Raw genomic sequence first — 17,832 nt, 5'->3', positions numbered from 1 at the left:
GCGCTAGGCGGGTGGGCATGACGCATTTCCTTCCTGTCCGAGAGCTTTTCGTATCCCCCGACGCCGCGACCGCCTTGGGGGCCGAGGCCGAGAAGCTGCCCGCATGGGCGCTGGATGCCCGCCAGGTGGCCGAGCTTGACCTGCTTCTAAGCGGCGGCTTTACCCCGCTGCGCGGCTACATGACCGAGGCCGATTATCGCGCGGCCTGCGAAGGCGGGGACACGGGATGGCCAGTGCCCTTTGCCCTTCGGGTCGCGGCGGATTTCGCCCGGGGGGTCGAACCCGGCCACGACATTGCGCTGCGCGACGCGGATGGCGTCGTGGCGGTGCTGTCGGTGACCGACCGCTGGGGCGACCCGGCCCGCTTGGGGGGCAAGGTCAAGGGCCTGCGCCGCCCCGGCAGCGGCCCGACCCCCAACGCGCTGCGCGCCCTGTTCCGGGGCCGAGGAACCGGTCAGGTGCTGGCAGTCCTGCCCGCGTCCCAGGCGGATGTGGACATGGCCGCGACGCTGGTCGCCCGCATGGGCGCGGCGCTGCTGGTCCAGCCCGCGCCGGGTGTCGTGGTCGATGCGCCCGGCGATGCCGTGCTGGCGCCCCTGGCCGCAGGACCGCCCGAAGGTCCGCGTGGCCTGCTGTGGCAGGCGCTTGTCGCGCGCAATCATGGGGCAACGCATCTGGTCCTGCCCGACGCCGCCGCACGGGAAATTTACCGCCCGCATCAGGACCGGATCGGGCTGCCGATGGTTCTGCCCGACGGGAACCGCTAGGCCGGGCCTGATGTCACGATCTGCAGGAAAGGCGGCCCATGTCCCCGATGCGTGCAGGCGATCCCGCCTTCAACCCATGGCTTGCAGCAGTCCTGCTGCTGCTGGGCAACTTCATGAACCTGATCGACGTCAGCATCGTGAACGTCGCGCTGCCCTCGATCCAGGAAAACCTGGGGGCCACTGCAGCCGAGATCGAGTGGGTGTCGGCCGCCTATGTGCTGGCCTTCGCGGCGGGGCTGCTGCCCTTCGGCCGCTTCGGCGACAAGTTCGGGCGCAAACGGCTGTTCCTGCTGGGCATCGGGCTGTTCACGCTGGCCTCGGCGCTGTGCGGCTTGGCGCTGTCGATGCCGATGCTGATCTGGTCGCGCGCGCTGCAGGGGGTGGGCGGGGCGATGATGGTGCCGCAGGTCATGGCGATCATGCATGTGATGTTTCCGCCCGAACAGAAGGCGCGCGCATTTGCCCTGGCGGGCGTGGTGGCAAGCCTTGGCGCGGTCACCGGGCCGCTGATGGGCGGCGCGCTGATCACGGGCGACATCGCCGGTCTTGACTGGCGGCCGATCTTCCTGGTGAACCTGCCGGTCGGAATGGTCGTCATCGCAGCGGGACTTCGCTGGATCCCGGCGCTGTCATCGGATCGGAAGATGCGCATCGACTGGATCGGGGTCGGGCTGTTCTCGCTGGCTGTGGTGCTGGTTGTCCTGCCGGTGATCGAGGGGGCGCTGCTGGGCTGGCCCTGGTGGTGCATCGCAATGCTGGTCGCGGCGCTGCCGGTGGGCGGGCTGTTCGTCTGGCGGCAGGTCCGCCTGGCGCGCCAGGGGAGAGAGCAGCTGCTGCCGGTCGCCCTGATGCGCAACGCGGGCTTTGTCACGGGCGTGCTGATGGTCATGCTGCACTTTTCGGCCATACCGGGAATGTTCCTGGTGCTGGCGATCTATCTGCAGACGGGCTTCGGTTTGGACCCGATGCAGTCGGGCATCGCCACCGCGCCCTTTCCACTGGGCATCATGCTGGGCAGCTACATCACCGGGCGCTTCGGCACGAAATGGATGCCGGGACGGATGGCGGTGGGCGTGGCGACGCTTTTGGCGGGGATGGTTTTCCTGCGCCATGTCACCGGCCATCCGCCGCAAAGCTTCACGCCTGCAACCCTGATCGGACCATTGGCTGTCTGCGGCTTTGGCATGGGGCTGACGATCTCGCCGTTGTTCCAGACGGTGCTGCAATCGGTGCCGGGACGGGATGCGGGGGCGGGATCAGGGGCGATGCAGGCCTTCCAGCAGGTCGGCGCGGCCATCGGCATCGCGGTGGTGTCCAGCCTGTTCTTCGTGCGCCTGCACGGGCAGGGCGGCAACGATTATCCTGCCGCCATGTCGCACGCCCTGACCTATCAGGTCTGCGCCTTTGCCGCGATCCTGACGGTGCTGGCGCTGCGGACGGGCCTGCGGGGCAAGGCGGAAAATCCGCCCCGCCCCGAAAAGGTCAGTGGACGCTGACCGGGGTCAGTTCGTTCTGGCGGGCCAGCACAAAGGCCAGTTGCCGGTCCTTGACCAGGGCCAGGCGTTCGCCGTCGATGTCGTGGACGGCATACATGCTGTCGATCCCGTCAAGCTGCTGGCGCAGTTCCTGGGGCAGGCTGCTGGTTTCCACCTGACGGATATAGACCGTCCTTTCGGCGTCAATGCCGCCGAAGTCGAATTTGGTATCCATGATGATCCCCTTTACTTGCGGCTGATCGGAATGGTCTGGACGACCTGCTGGGGCTGGATGCGCCTCAGGTCCACATGAAGCAGGCCATTCTCCATCTGGGCGCCCTCGACCTCGACCCCGTCGGCCAGGACGAAACTGCGCTGGAAGGCACGGGCGGCGATGCCCCGGTGCAGGAAGACGCGCTCGCTTTCGGGTTCGGCCATGCGGCCGCGGATGACAAGCTGCCGGTCCTCGGTCGTGACGGACAGATCCTGTTCCGCGAAACCCGCGACCGCCAGCGTGATCCGGAACCCGTCGGGCGCGACATGTTCGATGTTATAGGGGGGATAGCCCTCGGCGCCCTTTGCGGCCCGTTCGGCCAGACGCTCTAGCTGGTCGAACCCCAGCAGATACGGATGCGCCCCCAGCGAAATCTTGGTCATGCTCAGCCCTTTTTGCGACAAGCGACTGTTCTGCGGACCCCTTGGCGGCGATCCGCTTGGCATCAATATGTGGACGAAGCCGGCGCCTTGCAAGTCCGATCACGGCCGTATCCCGCAGGCCTGGGCCGCCGTTTCGATCGCCGCACGAGAGCCGGTCAGGGGAAACGTGCTGCTGCGGCCCCCCGCCGCGACCTCGACCCCGTTGCCGGACATCAGCGCGCCGACCAGCGGCGATCCGGCGTCGGCGGTGGTATAGAGGATGCCGTTGCGCGCCACGAAGGGCTGCGCGAAGGGACGGCCGTCCACGCTGATGCGCGTGTCATCTGCCGCCCCGCCCAGACCCGAGATGCCGATCAGTGCCGGCCCGCCCGGCTGGCACATGTAGTTCAGCGACCTGCCCCCCGCGTCAATCACTGCCGCATGGGCGCCCGAAACGCTTTCGTTCCTCCAGCGGGGCGCAGTCGCATCGCGCCGGGGGCTAGCTTCGGGCGTGTCGCTGCACATCCGTTCGATGCAGGCCTGATAGGCCGGGCTGGTCGCCGGGCCGTGGTTGAACAGGCACTGGTTGACGCAAAGCTGCGCCCTGTCCTCTTGGGCCTGGGCAGACGCACCCATGGCCAATGCCGCAACGGCGAATGCCGCCAGACCCCAGACATCCTTCATCACCCGTCCCCTTTCTGCAACACCAAGCCTTCCGGCAGAGGGACAAGAAGCAAGTCGGTCCTGTCCCTCGCTAAGCATCTTGTTAACATGTGCCGTGCTAGGATCTATACTTGGCGCAAAGACCTCATGCGTCGAGCCAGGCCAAGCCAGATGAACATGCACCACGAGATGTCCCATGACGAAATCATCCGCGCCAAGCTGGCGGCGCTGCGTTGCGAACACCGCGACCTGGATGAGGCGATCGCGGCCCTGTCGGCGCAGCAGCTGACATCCTCGCTGGCGTTGCAGCGCCTGAAGAAGCAGAAGCTGATGCTCAAGGACCAGATCGCCCGGCTTGAGGACGAGATCACCCCCGACATCATCGCCTGATTGCGGCCCTGCGCCCCGCGCGCTATGGCGGGCGCAGGAAACCGGGTTCGGGATCGGGACGAATGATGGAAAAACCTGTGGGAATCATCATGGGCAGCCAGTCCGACTGGCCCACGATGAAGGAAGCCGCCACGATCCTGGATGAACTGGGCGTCCCTTATGATGCCCGCATCGTCAGCGCCCACCGCACCCCCGACCGGCTGTGGGATTACGGCAAGACCGCCGTGTCGCGCGGCTTGAAGGTCATCATCGCAGGTGCAGGGGGCGCGGCGCACCTGCCGGGGATGATGGCATCAAAGACCCGCGTGCCGGTCATCGGCGTGCCGGTCCAGACCAAAGCACTGTCCGGGGTCGATTCGCTTTATTCGATCCTGCAGATGCCCAAGGGATATCCCGTCGCCACAATGGCCATTGGGACTGCGGGCGCAGCCAATGCCGGGCTGATGGCAGCGGGCATCCTTGCGCTGTCCGATCCCGCGCTTGCTCAACGCCTGGATGCCTGGCGCCAGGCGCTGTCCGATTCCATCCCCGAGGAGCCGCGCGATGAATGATGTCCGGACGATCGGCATCCTGGGCGGCGGCCAGTTGGGCCGGATGCTGTCGGTGGCGGCCAGCCGCCTGGGCCTGCGCTGCCATATCTATGAACCGGGTGCCGCGCCTGCGGGCGACGTGGCCTGGCGCGTGACCACCGCGCCCTACGAGGACGAGGCCGCTCTGCGTGCCTTTGCCGAAAGCGTCGATGTCATCACCTATGAATTCGAGAACGTCCCGACCTCGGCGCTGGACCTGCTTGAATCGATCCGCCCGATCCGCCCCGACCGCCGCGCGCTGGCGGTGTCGCAGGACCGGCTGACGGAAAAGACCTTCCTGAACGACATCGGTTTGGCAACCGCGCCCTTCGCCGACGTCCCGGCCGAGACTGACCTTGACGCAGCCGTTGCGCGGATCGGCCGCCCCTCGATCCTCAAGACCCGGCGACTGGGCTATGACGGCAAGGGCCAGGTCCGGATCGGCGACGGTCCCGCCGAATGGACCGGCGCGCCGTCCGTGCTGGAAGGCTTCGTCGATTTCTCGGCCGAGATCAGCGTCATCATCGCGCGCGGCACCGATGGCCAGGTCGCGGCCTTCGACCCTGGCCTGAACGTCCACCGCGAAGGCATCTTGCGCACGACCACCGTGCCCTGCGGCCTGCCCGGCAAGGTCACCACCGATGCCGTTCTGATCGCAGCGCGCATCGCAAACGCGCTGGACTACGTCGGCGTCATGGGTGTCGAACTCTTCGTGACCCCCCAGGGCCTGATCGTCAACGAGATCGCCCCCCGCGTTCACAACACCGGCCATTGGACCCAGGCGGGCTGCGCGGTGGACCAGTTCGAACAGCATATCCGCGCCGTGGCCGGCCTGCCGCTGGGCGACGGCAAGCGTTACGCAGATGTGGTGATGGAAAACCTGATCGGCGACGATGTAGCCCGCGTCCCTGATCTTCTGAAAACGCCGAACACGCAGGTCCATCTTTACGGCAAGGGCGATCCGCGACCGGGGCGCAAGATGGGCCATGTGAACCGGATCACCGGATGAAGCCGCCCCGACTGGCGGTCCGCGCGGCGATCCTGCGGGACGACCGCCTGTTGCTGGTCAACGCCTATCCAGGCCAGCAGTCCGACCTCTGGTGCCTGCCCGGCGGCGGGGTCGAACCCGGCCAGTCCCTGCCCGAAAACCTGATCCGCGAAGTGGCCGAGGAAACCGGCCTGGCCATCACCGTCAGCGCCCCGATCCTGGTCAACGAATTCCACGACCCCGAACGCGGCTTCCACCAGGTCGACATCATCTTCCGTGCCGCGCTGAACGGCGATGCCGGCATCATCCTGGAAGACCCCGAACAGGTGGTGAACCGCTTCATATGGGCCACGCGCGCGGAACTGACCAAGCTGCGCCACAAGCCCGGAATGCTGGCCCGCGCCGTCTGGGGCCAATACGCCGCCTGGTACGACCCGCTGGAACAGATCGTCAGCTAACTCTTCTTCACGAAAATATCCCACAGGGGGTCCCGGGGACGTGAAGTCCCCCGCTACTCCGCCGCCTCGTTCATCGCCGTTTCCGATCCCGACTTCATGCGGAACCCACGTTCAAGCTGATCAAAGGGCGCCACCGGATAGTCGCCCGAGAAGCAGGCGTCGCAGTATTGCGGGCAGGCCTTGTTGCGGCCCCCGGCCTCGCCCACGGCGCGGTAAAGCCCGTCCAGCGACACGAAGGCCAGCGAGTTGACGCCGATCCAGTCGCGCATCTCGTCGGGCGACATGTTGGCCGCCAGCAGCTTGTCGCGGTCGGGCGTGTCCACGCCATAGAAGCATGGCCAGGCCGTGGGGGGCGATGCGATGCGGAAATGCACCTCGGCGGCGCCCGCGTCCAGGATCATGTCCTTGATCTTGCGCGAGGTGGTGCCGCGCACCACGCTGTCATCGACCAGCACCACGCGCTTGCCCGCGATCAGGGACCGGTTCACGTTCAGCTTCAGCCGGACGCCCATGTTGCGGATCTGCTCGGTCGGCTCGATGAAGGTGCGGCCCATATACTGGTTGCGGATGATCCCCATGCCGTAGGGGATGCCTGATTCCTGGGCGTATCCAATGGCCGCGGGCGTGCCGCTGTCGGGGACGGGACAAACCAGGTCCGCCTCGATAGGCGCCTCGCGGGCCAGTTCCACGCCGATCTGGCGGCGGGTTTCATAGACCGAGCGCCCGCCGATGATCGAATCGGGACGCGAGAAATAGACATGCTCGAAGATGCAGAAGCGGCCCGTCGAGGGGCCGAAGGGGCGCGAGGATTCAACCTCGCCCTTGGAAATCACCACCATCTCGCCCGGCTCGATCTCGCGGATGAACTCGGCGCCGATGATGTCCAGGGCGCAGGTTTCCGACGCCAGCACGAAGCCATCCTCGCCCACCTTGCCCAGCACCAGCGGGCGCACGCCCAAGGGGTCGCGCACGCCGATCAGCTTGGTCCGGGTCATGGCGATGACGGAAAACGCGCCCTCGACCCGGCGCAGCGCGTCCTTCATCCGTTCGGGGATGTTGCGCTGGATCGACCGCGCCATCAGGTGGATGATGCATTCGCTGTCGCTGGAGGACTGGAAGATCGAGCCGCGCTCGATCAACTCGCGCCGAAGCGCCGCCGCATTGGTGATGTTGCCGTTATGGGCGATGGCGCAGCCGCCCATGTGAAACTCGCCAAAGAAGGGCTGCACGTCGCGGATGGCGGTCGCGGCCTTGGTCCCGGCAGTGGAATAGCGCACATGGCCGATGGCCAGCGGGCCGGGCAGGGTCGCCATCACCTCGGCCTTGGTGAAGTTGTCGCGGACATAGCCGAAGCGGTGGGCGCTGTTGAACCCGTGTTCCGCGTCATGGGCAACGATGCCGCCCGCTTCCTGGCCGCGATGCTGCAGCGCGTGCAGGCCAAGGGCCACGAAGTTCGAGGCATCGGTGACGCCGATGGCGCCGAAGATGCCGCATTCTTCGTGCAGGCGGTCCGAATCGAACGGATGGGCCAGGAATGGTTGCATCACGGCGTCCTGAATGGCTTTGGGCTGTCCCGCACCATGTAGTGCGGGTGCGTCCCAAAGTCACGCCCCCGCACGATGGCGGGGGCGGTTTTTCGTCACGGAAGCATCACAACAGGGCAGCCATGCAGTCGGCGCATCAGTTGGCGGGCGGGGTTTCCTGCGCCGAGGGGGTGGCCGTGGCCGTGCAGCCCGCCACCATCTGTTCGTAGCGGCTGACGATCCAGCCCGGCGCGTCGTCGGGGATTTGCTGGTCCATCTGGCCGCGCATCCGCTCGAACACCTGGGCGCTGCGGCTGTTTTCCACCACTGCGACCTGCTGGCTTGTCATCACGCGGTCATAGACGATGAAGGCGATCGCCACCAACAGGATGCCCCTGGCAACGCCGAACAGGAAGCCCATCCCCTGGTCCACGCCCCCGAGGGCCGAGCGTTGCACGACCGACGAGAACAGCGGAGTGATGATTGAAAAGACCACAAGGGCCAGTGCGAAGACCACGGCAAAGCCCGCAATGGTCGCCAGTTCGCAACTGTCGCCCAGGAAGCGGTCGAGGACCGGAAGCTGCGCGATCAGCGGGCGCATGGCTGCCGCGAAGATGAAGGCCAGGATCGCTGCCCCGATCCAGCCCAAGATCGCCAGCGATTCGCGCACAAAGCCGCGCGACCAGGCCAAAATGGCCGAAAGGATGATGACCGCAGCCACCACCGCGTCAATAACTGTGAATCCGTCCATCGCCTGTCCCCATGCGCCGGTTGTCTTTTCGTTTCAGGCACTTCAGCCGGCGCCGAAGACCTCTCCTGCAAATCCTGTCAGGTCGGCGATGCGCCTGACGCTCATCCCCCCTGCACCCTCGACCTTCTGGCTGTCGGGCAAAATCGCCTGTGAAAAACCAAGTTTCTGCGCCTCTTTCAACCTGTTTTCCGCCTGCGCGACGGGACGCAGCGCGCCCGACAGGCTGATTTCGCCGAACAGCACCGCTTCGGGCGGCAGGGCGCTGTCCTCGCGCGCGGACAAAAGCGCGCCCGCGATGGCCAGGTCGGCGGCGGGTTCATTGACGCGCATCCCGCCTGCGACGTTCAGGAACACGTCGAGCCCAGCGAAGGGGATGCCGCAGCGGGCTTCCAGCACGGCCAGGATCGTGCTGACGCGACCGCTGTCCAGGCCCACCACCGTGCGGCGCGGGGACGCCAGCGTCGATGGCGCCACAAGCGCCTGCACCTCGGTCAGGACGGGGCGCGTGCCCTCGATCCCGGCAAAGACGGCGCTGCCGGGGACGGGCTGGCCGCGTTCGGACAGGAACAGGGCGGACGGATTGGCGACCTCGGCCAGGCCGGCCCCAGTCATCTCGAAGACGCCGATCTCGTCCGCCGGGCCGAAGCGGTTCTTGACCGACCGCAGGATGCGGAACTGGTGGCCGCGCTCGCCCTCGAAATAGATGACGGTGTCGACCATGTGCTCGACCACGCGGGGACCGGCAATCTGGCCTTCCTTGGTGACATGGCCCACCAAAAAGATCGCCACGCCCTTGCGCTTGGCGAAGGTGACAAGCTCATGCGCCGCCGCACGGACCTGGGCCACGCTGCCCGGCGCGGCCTCGACCTGGTCGGACCACAGCGTTTGGACGGAATCGATGATCGCCAGGTCGGGACGCTCATTGTCGAGCGTGGTCAGGATGTCGCGCAGGTTGGTTTCCGCCCCCAGCCGCACCGGCGCATCCGCCAGCCCCAGGCGCTGCGCCCGCATCCTGACCTGCGCGCTTGCTTCCTCGCCGCTGATATAGACGGCGTTCAGGCCGCGCCGGGCAAATGCCGCCGCACCCTGCAACAGCAGCGTCGATTTGCCGATGCCGGGATCCCCGCCGATCAGGACCGCGCTGCCGGGAACCAGGCCGCCGCCCAGAACGCGGTCCAGTTCGTCCATGCCGGACAGGTGGCGCGGGGGCGGAGCTTCGGTCGTCATCAAGGTGGACAGCGGAACCGCGCGGCCCTTGGCGGCGCCGAGGCCCCGGCCCGGGCCCTGGGACAGGGGCGCCTCCTCGACGATGGTGTTCCAGGCGCCGCAGGCGTCGCAGCGCCCAGCCCATTTCTTGTGGGACGCGCCGCAGGCGGTGCAGGTGAAAGCATTGGTGGATTTTGCCATGTCCGTCATGTGGCATTTGCGGCCCGCCGCCGCAAGTTCCCCCTTCGTTCAAACTCACGCCTTTGTCGGCTTGATCTTTGGGGCCTGTGCGGTCAGGTTCCCCGCGCAAAATCAAGGCGTCCCGATGGCCACACCTCGTCCGTTCTCTCGCTATGAATTCACCATCGCCTGGCGATACCTGCGCGCCCGCCGGGCCGAGGGCGGGGTCAGCGTGATGACCTGGATCAGCCTGATCGGCATCGCGCTTGGCGTGATGGCGCTGATCGCGACCCTGGCCGTGCGCGCGGGTTTCCGGGCCGAGTTCGTGGACACGATCCTGGGCGCCAATGCCCACACGACCGTCTATATGGCGCCCCAGCAGATCGAGAACGAGTTTACCGAGGACGTTTATGTCGTCCCCGGCCGCATCGCCGATTACGACGCAATGGCCGCGAAATTGGCGCAAGTGCCGGGCGTCACGCGGACGGCGCCTGTGGTGCGCGGTCAGGTCATGGCCACCGCCAACGACAGCTCGAACGTGGCCGAGGTGTTCGGCGTAAGTCTCGATGATCTCAGGGCAATGCCGCGGATTGTGGATCCTTCCACCTCGGTCGGCAACCTGGACGACTTCGGCCGCGGCATTGCCATCGGCTCGGGCATCGCGCGCGAACTGGCGGTGGGCCTGGGCGACCGCATCCGCCTGATCGCCCCCGAGGGCGCGCGCACGGCCATCGGCACCACGCCGCGCGTCAAGGCCTACGAGGTGACCTATATCTTCAGCGCCGGGCGATACGACATCGACCGCACCCGCATCTACATGCCGATGGCCGAGGCTCAGTCATATTTCAACCGCGAGGGTGTCGCCGACGAGATCGAGGTCTTCGTCACCGACCCCGAGCAGGTGGACGACTGGACGGTGCCCCTGATGCAGGCTGCGGGCGAGGGGGCGCAGGTGTGGAACTGGCGAGACTCCTCGGGGTCGTTCCTGGCGGCACTGGACATGGAGGACGACGTGATGTTCGTGATCCTGTCGGTGCTGGTCTTGATCGCGTCCATGAACATCACCAGCGGGTTGATCATGCTGGTCAAGAACAAGGGCCGCGACATCGGCATCCTGCGCACCATGGGCCTGACCGAGGGCGCGGTGCTGCGGGTCTTCTTTCTGTGCGGGGCCTTCACGGGCGTGATCGGCACCATCGCGGGGGTGGTGCTGGGGGTGCTTCTGGCGCTGAACGTGGACAATATCATGGCCGGGCTGAACGCCCTGACCGGCGGGGGCGCCTGGCAGCCCGAGGTGCGGGGCATCTATCGCCTGCCCGCCGAATTGCGCGCCTGGGACATCTTCCGCGCGGTGGCGCTGTCGCTGTTCCTGTCCTTCGTCGTCACCATCTTTCCCGCGCGCCGCGCCGCGCGCATGAACCCGGTCGAGGCCCTACGCTATGAATGACGTGTTGCGCCTGGAAGGGGTCGGCAAGACCTATGGCAAGGACGGCCCCGCCCCGGTGCCGGTCCTGCGCGGCCTGGATCTGTCCGTCGCGCGCGGAGAGGTGGTGGCCCTGGTCGCGCCGTCGGGTGCGGGCAAATCGACGCTGCTGCATATCGCGGGGCTGCTGGACACGCCCGACACGGGGCGCGTGATCCTCAACGGGCGCGACATGACCGGGCTGCCCGACAAGCCCCGGACCGAGGCACGGCGGGCCGAACTGGGCTTCGTTTACCAATTCCACCACCTGCTGCCGGAATTCAGCGCGGCGGAAAACATCATCCTGCCGCAGCTTGCCAACGGCGTTCCCCAACGCGACGCCGCCGCCCGCGCCGCCGACCTGCTGGGCCGTGTGGGCCTGTCGGCGCGTGCGGATCACCGCCCGGCGGCGCTGTCGGGGGGCGAACAGCAGCGGGTGGCCTTCTGCCGCGCCCTTGCCAATGCGCCTTCGCTGCTGCTGGCAGATGAACCCACCGGGAACCTGGATCCCGAGACTTCGGACCGGGTTTTCGACATGCTGATGGCGCTTGTCCGCGACACCGGCCTCTCGGCGCTGATCGCCACGCACAACCACGACCTGGCCCGGCGCATGGACCGGGTGATCCGTCTCAACCAGACGGTTGCGTGACCCGTCCGGCCGGGGCAAAGTCGGGAAAACATCGGTAAGGGGCAGGGGATGAATGCAACATATGGGGCAGCTCTCACGGGGCTGGCGATGGCGGGCCTGATTGCCGCCTGCGCGCCGCAGATGTCGGACCGGGTGCAGGCGCGCAACGACTTCAACGCGCTGTGCGTCGACTGCCACGGAGCGGATGGCCGGGGCAATGGTCCAGCGGCCGGGGGAATGACCCCTGCGCCGGTCGATCTGACCCGTGTCGCTGCCAGCAACGGCGGCACGTTCCCGCGCCTGCAGGTGATGGGCCACATCTATGGCTTCACGCCGGGCCGCAGCGAATCGCCGATGCCAGAGTTTGGGGATCTGCTGGACGGGCCGACCATCCCCTATGACGCAGGCGACGGCAATCCGACGCCCACGCCCGTGCGACTGGTTGCCCTGATGGAATATGTCGAGGCGATGCAGCAATAATGCTGCGCCGTCCCCTGCTGGCCGCCGCCGCTGTGGCAGCCCTGGCGCAACCCGCCGCCGCCGATCCCTTTGCGGATTTCGGCACCGCCATGAAATATGGCCTGCCGCTGGCCGCAGCAGTCTGCGCCGCCCGCGACGACCGGCTGGAGGATTTCGCGGTGCGCGGTGCCTTGCAGACGGTGGTGGTGCTGGGACTGAAGACCTGGCTGGACGGCACCCCTGTATCGGTCCGGCCCAATGGCGAGGGAAAGGGTTTTCCGTCCGGCCACTCCGCCGCCGCGGCCTTCGGCGCGGCGGATCTGGCGGGCAAGTGCTTTCCCGACGACCGCGCGGCGGGCATCGGCCTTTACGGCGCGGCGGGTCTGACGGCTGCAAGTCGCGTCCATGCGGGCGAACACACTGCGCAACAGGCGCTGGCTGGCGCACTGATCGGCTTTTCCTTCGGCGCCGCCGATTTCGGCATCGGGACCGAGGGCGCAAGCTTCAGCGTCGGGATGCGCTTCTAACGCCCGCAGCGATCCAGCCAGGCGTTGATCGCATCCAGCGATTCCGGCTCGTCCAGCCAGGGCACATGGGCGCGGCCCGGAACCTCGGCAAAGATCGTGTCGGGGCGGCGGCGCAGCATCTCGGCGGCAACCGTAGCAGACAGCAGGTCGGAACTGGCCCCCCGGATCAGTGCGACGGGCAGTCCCGTAGTCGCATCCCACAGCGGCCACAGATCCGGCGCAGCGCCCTCGAAGGCTGCCAGGAACGCCTCGCGCAGGGCAGGGTCATATTTGATCCGCAGCCCCTCCGGCGTTTCGTCGTAATGCTTCTGCGCATCCGCCAGCCAACGGCCATCGGGGACATTTGTGAAGCCGGGCATGGCCGCAGGCAGCCGTTCCGCCAGCGCCTCATGCGTCCGCGCCGCCGGGTTGCGCCCGACATAGTCGAAGATCCTCTCCAGCCCCGCGCGCTCGATCACCGGGCCGACATCGTTCAGGCACAGCCCCAGCAGCCGGTCATGCGCCACGGCGGCCAGCAGCATCCCGATCAGCCCGCCGCGAGACGTGCCCAGGATCGCGGCCCTGTCCACCCCCAGGTGATCCAGCAGCGCCAGCGCATCCTTGCCTTCCTGCGGGACGGTATAGGTGGCGGCGCCGGTGCGGTCGGACTGCCCGCGTCCGCGATAGTCCATCCGGATCAGCCGCACGCCCGACAGATGCGGAGCGACGTAATCGAAATCGCCCATGTTCCGCGTCAGCCCGGCCAGGCACAGGACCGGCAGCCCCTTACCCTGGTCAGAATAGGCCAGCCGCGCCCCGTCATCTGCCGTGAAGAACATCGCTTTGCCCATCTTCCGTGCGGAAATATCCTCGGGGGGGGCGGGGGGCGAAGCACCCCCGCGGCGGCATCACAGGTTCTCGCTCTGCGGCATTCCCAGGACGTGATAGCCGCCATCGACCAGCACGATCTCGCCCGTGGTGCAGGCGCCCCAATCCGACAGCATCCAGACCGCAGTGCCGCCGATCGCGTCGAGCGTGGCGTTCTTGCGCAGGGGGGCATTGGCCTCGGTGTGGCGGAAGGTCTTGCGCGCCCCGCCAATGGCAGCGCCCGCCAGGGTCTTCATCGGGCCGGGGCTGATCGCGTTCACGCGGATGCCGTCCGGGCCAAGGTCGTTGGCCAGATAGCGCACCGTCGATTCCAGCGCGGCCTTGGCAACCCCCATCACGTTGTAGAAGGGCGTCACCCGGTTCGACCCGCCATAGGTCAGGGTGATCAGCGACCCGCCCGCCGACATCAGGGGATGGGCGCGCCGCGCGACCTCGATCAGGGAATAGCAGGAAATCTCAAGGCTGTGCTTGAAGTTTGCGCGGCTGGTGTTCATGAACCGGCCGGTCAACTCGTTCTTGTTGGAAAAAGCGATGGCATGGACCACGAAGTCCAGGCTGCCCCAGCGTTCCGTGATCGCCCCGAAGGCTGCGTCCAGCGAGGCATCGTCGGTCACGTCCACGTCCAGCAGGAAATCCGACCCGACCGAAGCCGCCAGCGGCTGCACGCGCTTGCCGAAAGCCTCTCCCTGATAGGAAAAGGCAAGTTCCGCCCCCTGGTCCGCCACCGCCTTTGCGATGCCCCAAGCGATGGAATGGTCGTTGGCGACCCCCATCACAAGCCCGCGCTTGCCTTGAAGAAGATCGCCCATACTGTCCCCGCTTACTCCAGGTATTTCGACATCAGCAGGGTGGCGTTCGTTCCCCCGAACCCGAAGCTGTTCGACAGCACGGAATCAAGACCGGCATTGTCCACCCGGCTTGTCGCAATCTCGCCCGGCTGGATTTCCGGGTCTAGGGTGGTCACGTTTGCAGATGCTGCAATGAAGTCATTTTGCAACATCAACAGGCTGTAGATCGCCTCGTGCACACCGGTTGCGCCCAGCGAATGGCCGGTCAGCGACTTCGTGGAACTGATCGGCGGGGTGTTTCCCTCGCCCCAGATGCGGCGCACGGCCTTGACCTCGCCCACGTCGCCCACGGGGGTCGAGGTGCCATGGGCGTTGATATAGCTGACCTTGCGGCCTTCGGGCAGGGTGTCCAGGGCAAGCCGCATCGACCGCTCGCCGCCCTCGCCGGACGGCGCGACCATGTCATAGCCGTCGCTGGTCGCGCCATAGCCGGTCACCTCGGCATAGATCTTGGCGCCGCGCGCCTTGGCGTGCTCCAGTTCCTCCAGCACGACCACGCCGCCGCCGCCCGCGATGACGAAACCGTCGCGGGTCGCGTCATAGGGCCGGGACGCGGTTTCAGGCGTGTCGTTGTATTTCGACGACATGGCGCCCATAGCGTCGAACAGGCAGGACAGCGTCCAGTCCAGTTCCTCGCCGCCGCCCGCAAAGACGATGTCCTGCTTGCCCAGTTGGATCTGTTCGACCCCGTTGCCGATGCAGTGGGCCGAGGTCGAACAGGCCGAGGTGATGGAATAGTTCACGCCCTTGATCTTGAAGGGCGTGGCAAGCGTCGCCGAGTTGGTGGACGACATGCAGCGCGTCACCATGAACGGCCCCATGCGCTTGGGGCTGCCCTTTTCGATGACGGTCTGATGCGCCAGGAAGAAGTTGCTGGTGGACGGCCCGCCCGATCCCATGATCAGCCCGGTGCGAGGGTTGGACACGTCGCCTTCCTCAAGCCCGGAATCCTTGATCGCCTGTTCCATGGCCAGGAAGTTGTAGGCCGCGCCCGGACCCATGAAGCGCAGGTTGCGCTTGTCGATGTGATCCTCCAGCACGATCTGGGGCATCCCATGGACCTGGCTGCGGAACCCGTGTTCGGCATATTCGGGCGCGAAGACGATGCCCGACCGGCCCGCCTTCAGGCTTTCCGTCACCTCGTCGGCATTGTTGCCGATGGGCGAGACGATACCAAGGCCGGTGATGACGACGCGTCGCATGGGCCTTCCTCCTTGCTTATGTTCAGTGGGCCGCCGTCAGTTGGACGACAGCGCGACCTTCATGTCCTTGACCTGGTAGATGGTCTCGCCATCCGCCTCGACGCGGCCGTCGGCCACGCCCATCGTCAGGCGCCGCGTCTGCACGGCCTTCGTGAAATCGACGTGATAGCGCAGCAGCTTGCGGTCGGGACGGACCATGCCGGTCAGCTTGACCTCGCCCACGCCCAGGGCATAGCCGCGCCCCTGCCAGCCGCGCCAGCCCAGGTTGAAGCCGGTCAACTGCCAAAGCCCGTCCAGGCCAAGGCAGCCGGGCATGATCGGGTTGCCCGGGAAATGGCAGGCGAAGAACCACAGGTCGGGGGTGATGTCGAATTCGGCCACCACATGGCCCTTGCCATGTTCCCCGCCGTCTTCGGAAATGTCGGTGATGCGGTCCATCATCAGCATGGGCGGTTCGGGCAGTTGCGCGTTGCCGGGGCCGAACAACTCGCCCCGGGCGCAGGCCAGCAGGTCGTCGCGGTCGAAGCTGGTCTTGTCCATCGCCATGCAGTCTTGCCTTTCTTGCAGGCCATCGGCCAGCTTTCACAAAATCGACGCCCGTCTATCACTTGGGGTAACGCGCGTGCAAGTCAATGCAGCGGCGGCTTGCATCCCGCAAATGGCCGGGCGACAAGCGTCCCTGTGCCGCCCCCAAGGAGGATGTGATGAGCCTGTATGTCGCCCTGCAGATGGACCCGATCGAACATGTCTCGATCACAGGGGACAGCACCTTCCGCATCGGGCTGGAGGCCGAGGCCCGCGGCCATCGGCTGTTCCAATACACCGTGGACCAGTTGCGCTATGACGAGGGCCGGGTGATTGCGCGCGGCCGCCCGATCACCCTTCGGCGCGAGCAGGGCAACCACGTCACCTTCGGCGACTGGGCCGAGGTGGACCTGTCGGACTTTGACGTCGTCTGGCTGCGCCAGGATCCGCCCTTCGACATGGCCTATGTCACCTCGACGCACCTTCTGGACCGCGTGCATCCGAAGACGCTTGTGGTGAACGATCCCTTCTGGGTCAGGAACTGCCCGGAAAAGCTGATGGTGCTGGATTTCCCCGAACTGACGCCGCCCACCATGATCGCCCGCGACCCGGCCGCGATCCGCCGCTTCCGCGACCGGCACGGCGACATCATCGTGAAGCCTCTCTACGGCAATGGCGGGGCAGGGGTGTTCCACCTGGACCCCGAGGACCGCAACCTGTCGGCGCTGCTGGAACTGTTCGCGGGCATCAACCGCGAGCCGATGATCGCGCAGAAATACATCCATGCCGTGAGCCAGGGCGACAAGCGCATCATCCTGGTGGACGGCGAACCCGTCGGCGCGATCAACCGCGTCCCCCAGACGGGCGAGGCCCGGTCGAACATGCATGTCGGCGGGCGCGCGGAAAAGATCGGCCTGACCGAGCGGGAATACGAGATCTGCGCCCGGATCGGTCCGGTGCTGCGCGAAAAGGGCCTGATCTTCACCGGCATCGACGTGATCGACGGCTGGCTGACGGAAATCAACGTGACCTCGCCTACGGGGATCCAGGAGCTTGAGCGGTTCGACGGGATCAACGCGGCGGAGAAGATTTGGGAGGCGATTGAGCGGCGGGTGGTTGCGTAGGGTGGGGTTTCATCCCACCGTTTCGCAGGGTAGCACATGGAGAAGGGTGGATTAGAAACCCACCCTACGCTTGCTTTGTCTTTACGTCCGCCGAACATGCGTTACCACGGCCATGTCTTCCCTTTGAACTCGAAAATGCCGACATATAAGTCTCTGTCCTTGCAGTAGACCTCTTCGAAGTCCACCAGATCGCCGGTTGTTTTGCGGAAACTGACTGCACCTTTCCGATAAGCGGTATAAAATTCTGACATTTCCCACAAAGATGCGATATAGACCTTGTATCGTATGGTTGGGGATACAAGCGTCAAAGGCGGAAGCCAGATCTGGGACAAAGCTGGTTTGCATATGGTCGAATCAAAGTGCGGCCTGATGTCGGAGTTGCATGCTAGTCCTGCATCGACACTGTAGATCGCAGGAGCGCATTCGGTCGATGTCCTGCCTTGATCTTCATAATATTGCCTTATGGCGTTCCTGATTATGTCCTGGTCACTGACAATCTCGTTGCTGACTGCAAGGCTTCTTATAAGCACAAATAAATATAGAAATATCGCGATGAGGATGAGGGCAATAATTGCCAAGAAAAA

General features: G+C 66.0%; 21 protein-coding genes. 11 read left to right on the top strand and 10 right to left on the bottom strand.

Annotated elements, in window-relative coordinates; genetic code table 11:
• The first annotated feature begins 17 nt into the window (after window positions 1-17).
• Together FIU66_RS09215 and FIU66_RS09210 are read left to right on the top strand one after the other, a co-directional pair.
• The gene (locus FIU66_RS09215; RefSeq protein WP_167622425.1) at window positions 18-767 is read left to right on the top strand and encodes a transcription antiterminator BlgG; all 750 of its coding nucleotides are present in this window, start codon (window positions 18-20) and stop codon (window positions 765-767) included.
• Window positions 768-805: 38 nt separating this feature from the next.
• Window positions 806-2,263 carry an MFS transporter gene (locus tag FIU66_RS09210; protein WP_167622424.1) on the top strand — a complete coding sequence of 486 codons (1,458 nt, stop codon included), beginning with the start codon at window positions 806-808 and terminating at the stop codon, window positions 2,261-2,263.
• Here the strand turns inward: FIU66_RS09210 and FIU66_RS09205 are convergent.
• The 3 genes from FIU66_RS09205 to FIU66_RS09195 all read right to left on the bottom strand — a co-directional run bounded on the left by FIU66_RS09205 (window position 2,250) and on the right by FIU66_RS09195 (window position 3,562).
• Entirely contained in the window at window positions 2,250-2,477 is a 228-nt protein-coding gene (locus FIU66_RS09205; RefSeq protein WP_167622423.1) for a DUF1150 family protein, read from the bottom strand. The genes FIU66_RS09210 and FIU66_RS09205 overlap by 14 nt on opposite strands.
• 11 nt (window positions 2,478-2,488) lie before the next feature.
• Complete coding sequence (locus FIU66_RS09200; protein WP_167622422.1) at window positions 2,489-2,899, bottom strand: Hsp20 family protein; 411 nt, start codon at window positions 2,897-2,899, stop codon at window positions 2,489-2,491.
• Between the two features lie 99 nt (window positions 2,900-2,998).
• Window positions 2,999-3,562, bottom strand: coding sequence for a hypothetical protein (locus tag FIU66_RS09195; RefSeq protein ID WP_167622421.1), 564 nt, complete (start codon window positions 3,560-3,562; stop codon window positions 2,999-3,001).
• Window positions 3,563-3,712: 150 nt separating this feature from the next.
• Here FIU66_RS09195 and FIU66_RS09190 point away from each other — a divergent pair, with 150 nt between their 5' ends.
• The 4 genes from FIU66_RS09190 to FIU66_RS09175 all read left to right on the top strand — a co-directional run bounded on the left by FIU66_RS09190 (window position 3,713) and on the right by FIU66_RS09175 (window position 5,946).
• Window positions 3,713-3,931 carry a YdcH family protein gene (locus FIU66_RS09190; RefSeq protein ID WP_167622420.1) on the top strand — a complete coding sequence of 73 codons (219 nt, stop codon included), beginning with the start codon at window positions 3,713-3,715 and terminating at the stop codon, window positions 3,929-3,931.
• A 65-nt stretch (window positions 3,932-3,996) separates the two neighbouring features.
• A complete protein-coding gene (gene purE, locus FIU66_RS09185) occupies window positions 3,997-4,482 on the top strand; it encodes a 5-(carboxyamino)imidazole ribonucleotide mutase (protein ID WP_167623458.1) in 486 nt (161 codons plus the stop codon).
• Window positions 4,475-5,509 carry a 5-(carboxyamino)imidazole ribonucleotide synthase gene (locus FIU66_RS09180; RefSeq protein WP_167622419.1) on the top strand — a complete coding sequence of 345 codons (1,035 nt, stop codon included), beginning with the start codon at window positions 4,475-4,477 and terminating at the stop codon, window positions 5,507-5,509. Before purE ends, FIU66_RS09180 begins: the two co-directional genes overlap by 8 nt.
• Window positions 5,506-5,946 (top strand): NUDIX domain-containing protein, encoded by a 441-nt coding sequence (locus FIU66_RS09175; protein WP_167622418.1) that lies wholly within the window; start codon window positions 5,506-5,508, stop codon window positions 5,944-5,946. The genes FIU66_RS09180 and FIU66_RS09175 overlap by 4 nt, the downstream gene beginning before the upstream one ends.
• Window positions 5,947-5,999: 53 nt before the next feature.
• On the opposite strand, the gene purF is transcribed toward FIU66_RS09175, so the two are convergent.
• From purF to radA, 3 genes are all read right to left on the bottom strand, one after another.
• Window positions 6,000-7,490 carry an amidophosphoribosyltransferase gene (purF, locus tag FIU66_RS09170; RefSeq protein ID WP_191309465.1) on the bottom strand — a complete coding sequence of 497 codons (1,491 nt, stop codon included), beginning with the start codon at window positions 7,488-7,490 and terminating at the stop codon, window positions 6,000-6,002.
• A 136-nt stretch (window positions 7,491-7,626) separates the two neighbouring features.
• Window positions 7,627-8,220, bottom strand: a complete 594-nt coding sequence (locus FIU66_RS09165; RefSeq protein WP_167622416.1) for a CvpA family protein — start codon at window positions 8,218-8,220, stop codon at window positions 7,627-7,629.
• 42 nt (window positions 8,221-8,262) lie between these two features.
• Window positions 8,263-9,627: a DNA repair protein RadA gene (radA, locus tag FIU66_RS09160; protein WP_167622415.1), complete on the bottom strand. Its 1,365-nt coding sequence runs from the start codon at window positions 9,625-9,627 to the stop codon at window positions 8,263-8,265.
• A gap of 124 nt (window positions 9,628-9,751) precedes the next feature.
• Here radA and FIU66_RS09155 point away from each other — a divergent pair, with 124 nt between their 5' ends.
• From FIU66_RS09155 to FIU66_RS09140, 4 genes are read left to right on the top strand one after another with little or no spacing between them, the layout of a single operon-like run.
• Entirely contained in the window at window positions 9,752-11,053 is a 1,302-nt protein-coding gene (locus FIU66_RS09155) for a lipoprotein-releasing ABC transporter permease subunit (protein ID WP_167622414.1), read from the top strand.
• Entirely contained in the window at window positions 11,046-11,717 is a 672-nt protein-coding gene (locus FIU66_RS09150) for an ABC transporter ATP-binding protein (protein ID WP_167622413.1), read from the top strand. The genes FIU66_RS09155 and FIU66_RS09150 overlap by 8 nt, the downstream gene beginning before the upstream one ends.
• A 48-nt stretch (window positions 11,718-11,765) precedes the next feature.
• A complete protein-coding gene (locus FIU66_RS09145; RefSeq protein ID WP_167622412.1) occupies window positions 11,766-12,176 on the top strand; it encodes a cytochrome c in 411 nt (136 codons plus the stop codon).
• Window positions 12,176-12,682 carry a phosphatase PAP2 family protein gene (locus FIU66_RS09140; protein WP_229849298.1) on the top strand — a complete coding sequence of 169 codons (507 nt, stop codon included), beginning with the start codon at window positions 12,176-12,178 and terminating at the stop codon, window positions 12,680-12,682. The genes FIU66_RS09145 and FIU66_RS09140 overlap by 1 nt, the downstream gene beginning before the upstream one ends.
• Here the strand turns inward: FIU66_RS09140 and FIU66_RS09135 are convergent.
• The 4 genes from FIU66_RS09135 to fabA are packed head-to-tail and all read right to left on the bottom strand — an operon-like array spanning window position 12,679 to window position 16,145.
• A complete protein-coding gene (locus FIU66_RS09135) occupies window positions 12,679-13,512 on the bottom strand; it encodes an alpha/beta fold hydrolase (RefSeq protein WP_240544652.1) in 834 nt (277 codons plus the stop codon). The genes FIU66_RS09140 and FIU66_RS09135 overlap by 4 nt on opposite strands.
• A 57-nt stretch (window positions 13,513-13,569) precedes the next feature.
• Window positions 13,570-14,358: an enoyl-ACP reductase gene (locus FIU66_RS09130; protein WP_167622411.1), complete on the bottom strand. Its 789-nt coding sequence runs from the start codon at window positions 14,356-14,358 to the stop codon at window positions 13,570-13,572.
• Window positions 14,359-14,369: 11 nt separating this feature from the next.
• Window positions 14,370-15,599, bottom strand: coding sequence for a beta-ketoacyl-ACP synthase I (fabB, locus tag FIU66_RS09125; RefSeq protein WP_167622410.1), 1,230 nt, complete (start codon window positions 15,597-15,599; stop codon window positions 14,370-14,372).
• Window positions 15,600-15,635: 36 nt separating this feature from the next.
• Window positions 15,636-16,145, bottom strand: a complete 510-nt coding sequence (gene fabA, locus FIU66_RS09120; protein ID WP_167622409.1) for a bifunctional 3-hydroxydecanoyl-ACP dehydratase/trans-2-decenoyl-ACP isomerase — start codon at window positions 16,143-16,145, stop codon at window positions 15,636-15,638.
• A gap of 158 nt (window positions 16,146-16,303) precedes the next feature.
• Between fabA and gshB the strand changes: the two genes are divergently transcribed.
• Window positions 16,304-17,248, top strand: coding sequence for a glutathione synthase (gshB, locus tag FIU66_RS09115; protein ID WP_167622408.1), 945 nt, complete (start codon window positions 16,304-16,306; stop codon window positions 17,246-17,248).
• Window positions 17,249-17,832: the final 584 nt, after the last annotated feature.

This window comes from Paracoccus sp. AK26, from assembly GCF_011801365.1.
GTDB lineage: Bacteria > Pseudomonadota > Alphaproteobacteria > Rhodobacterales > Rhodobacteraceae > Paracoccus > Paracoccus aerius.
The sequence above is the reverse complement of the archived record's forward strand: the minus strand, read 5'-3'. Positions and strand labels throughout refer to the sequence as shown.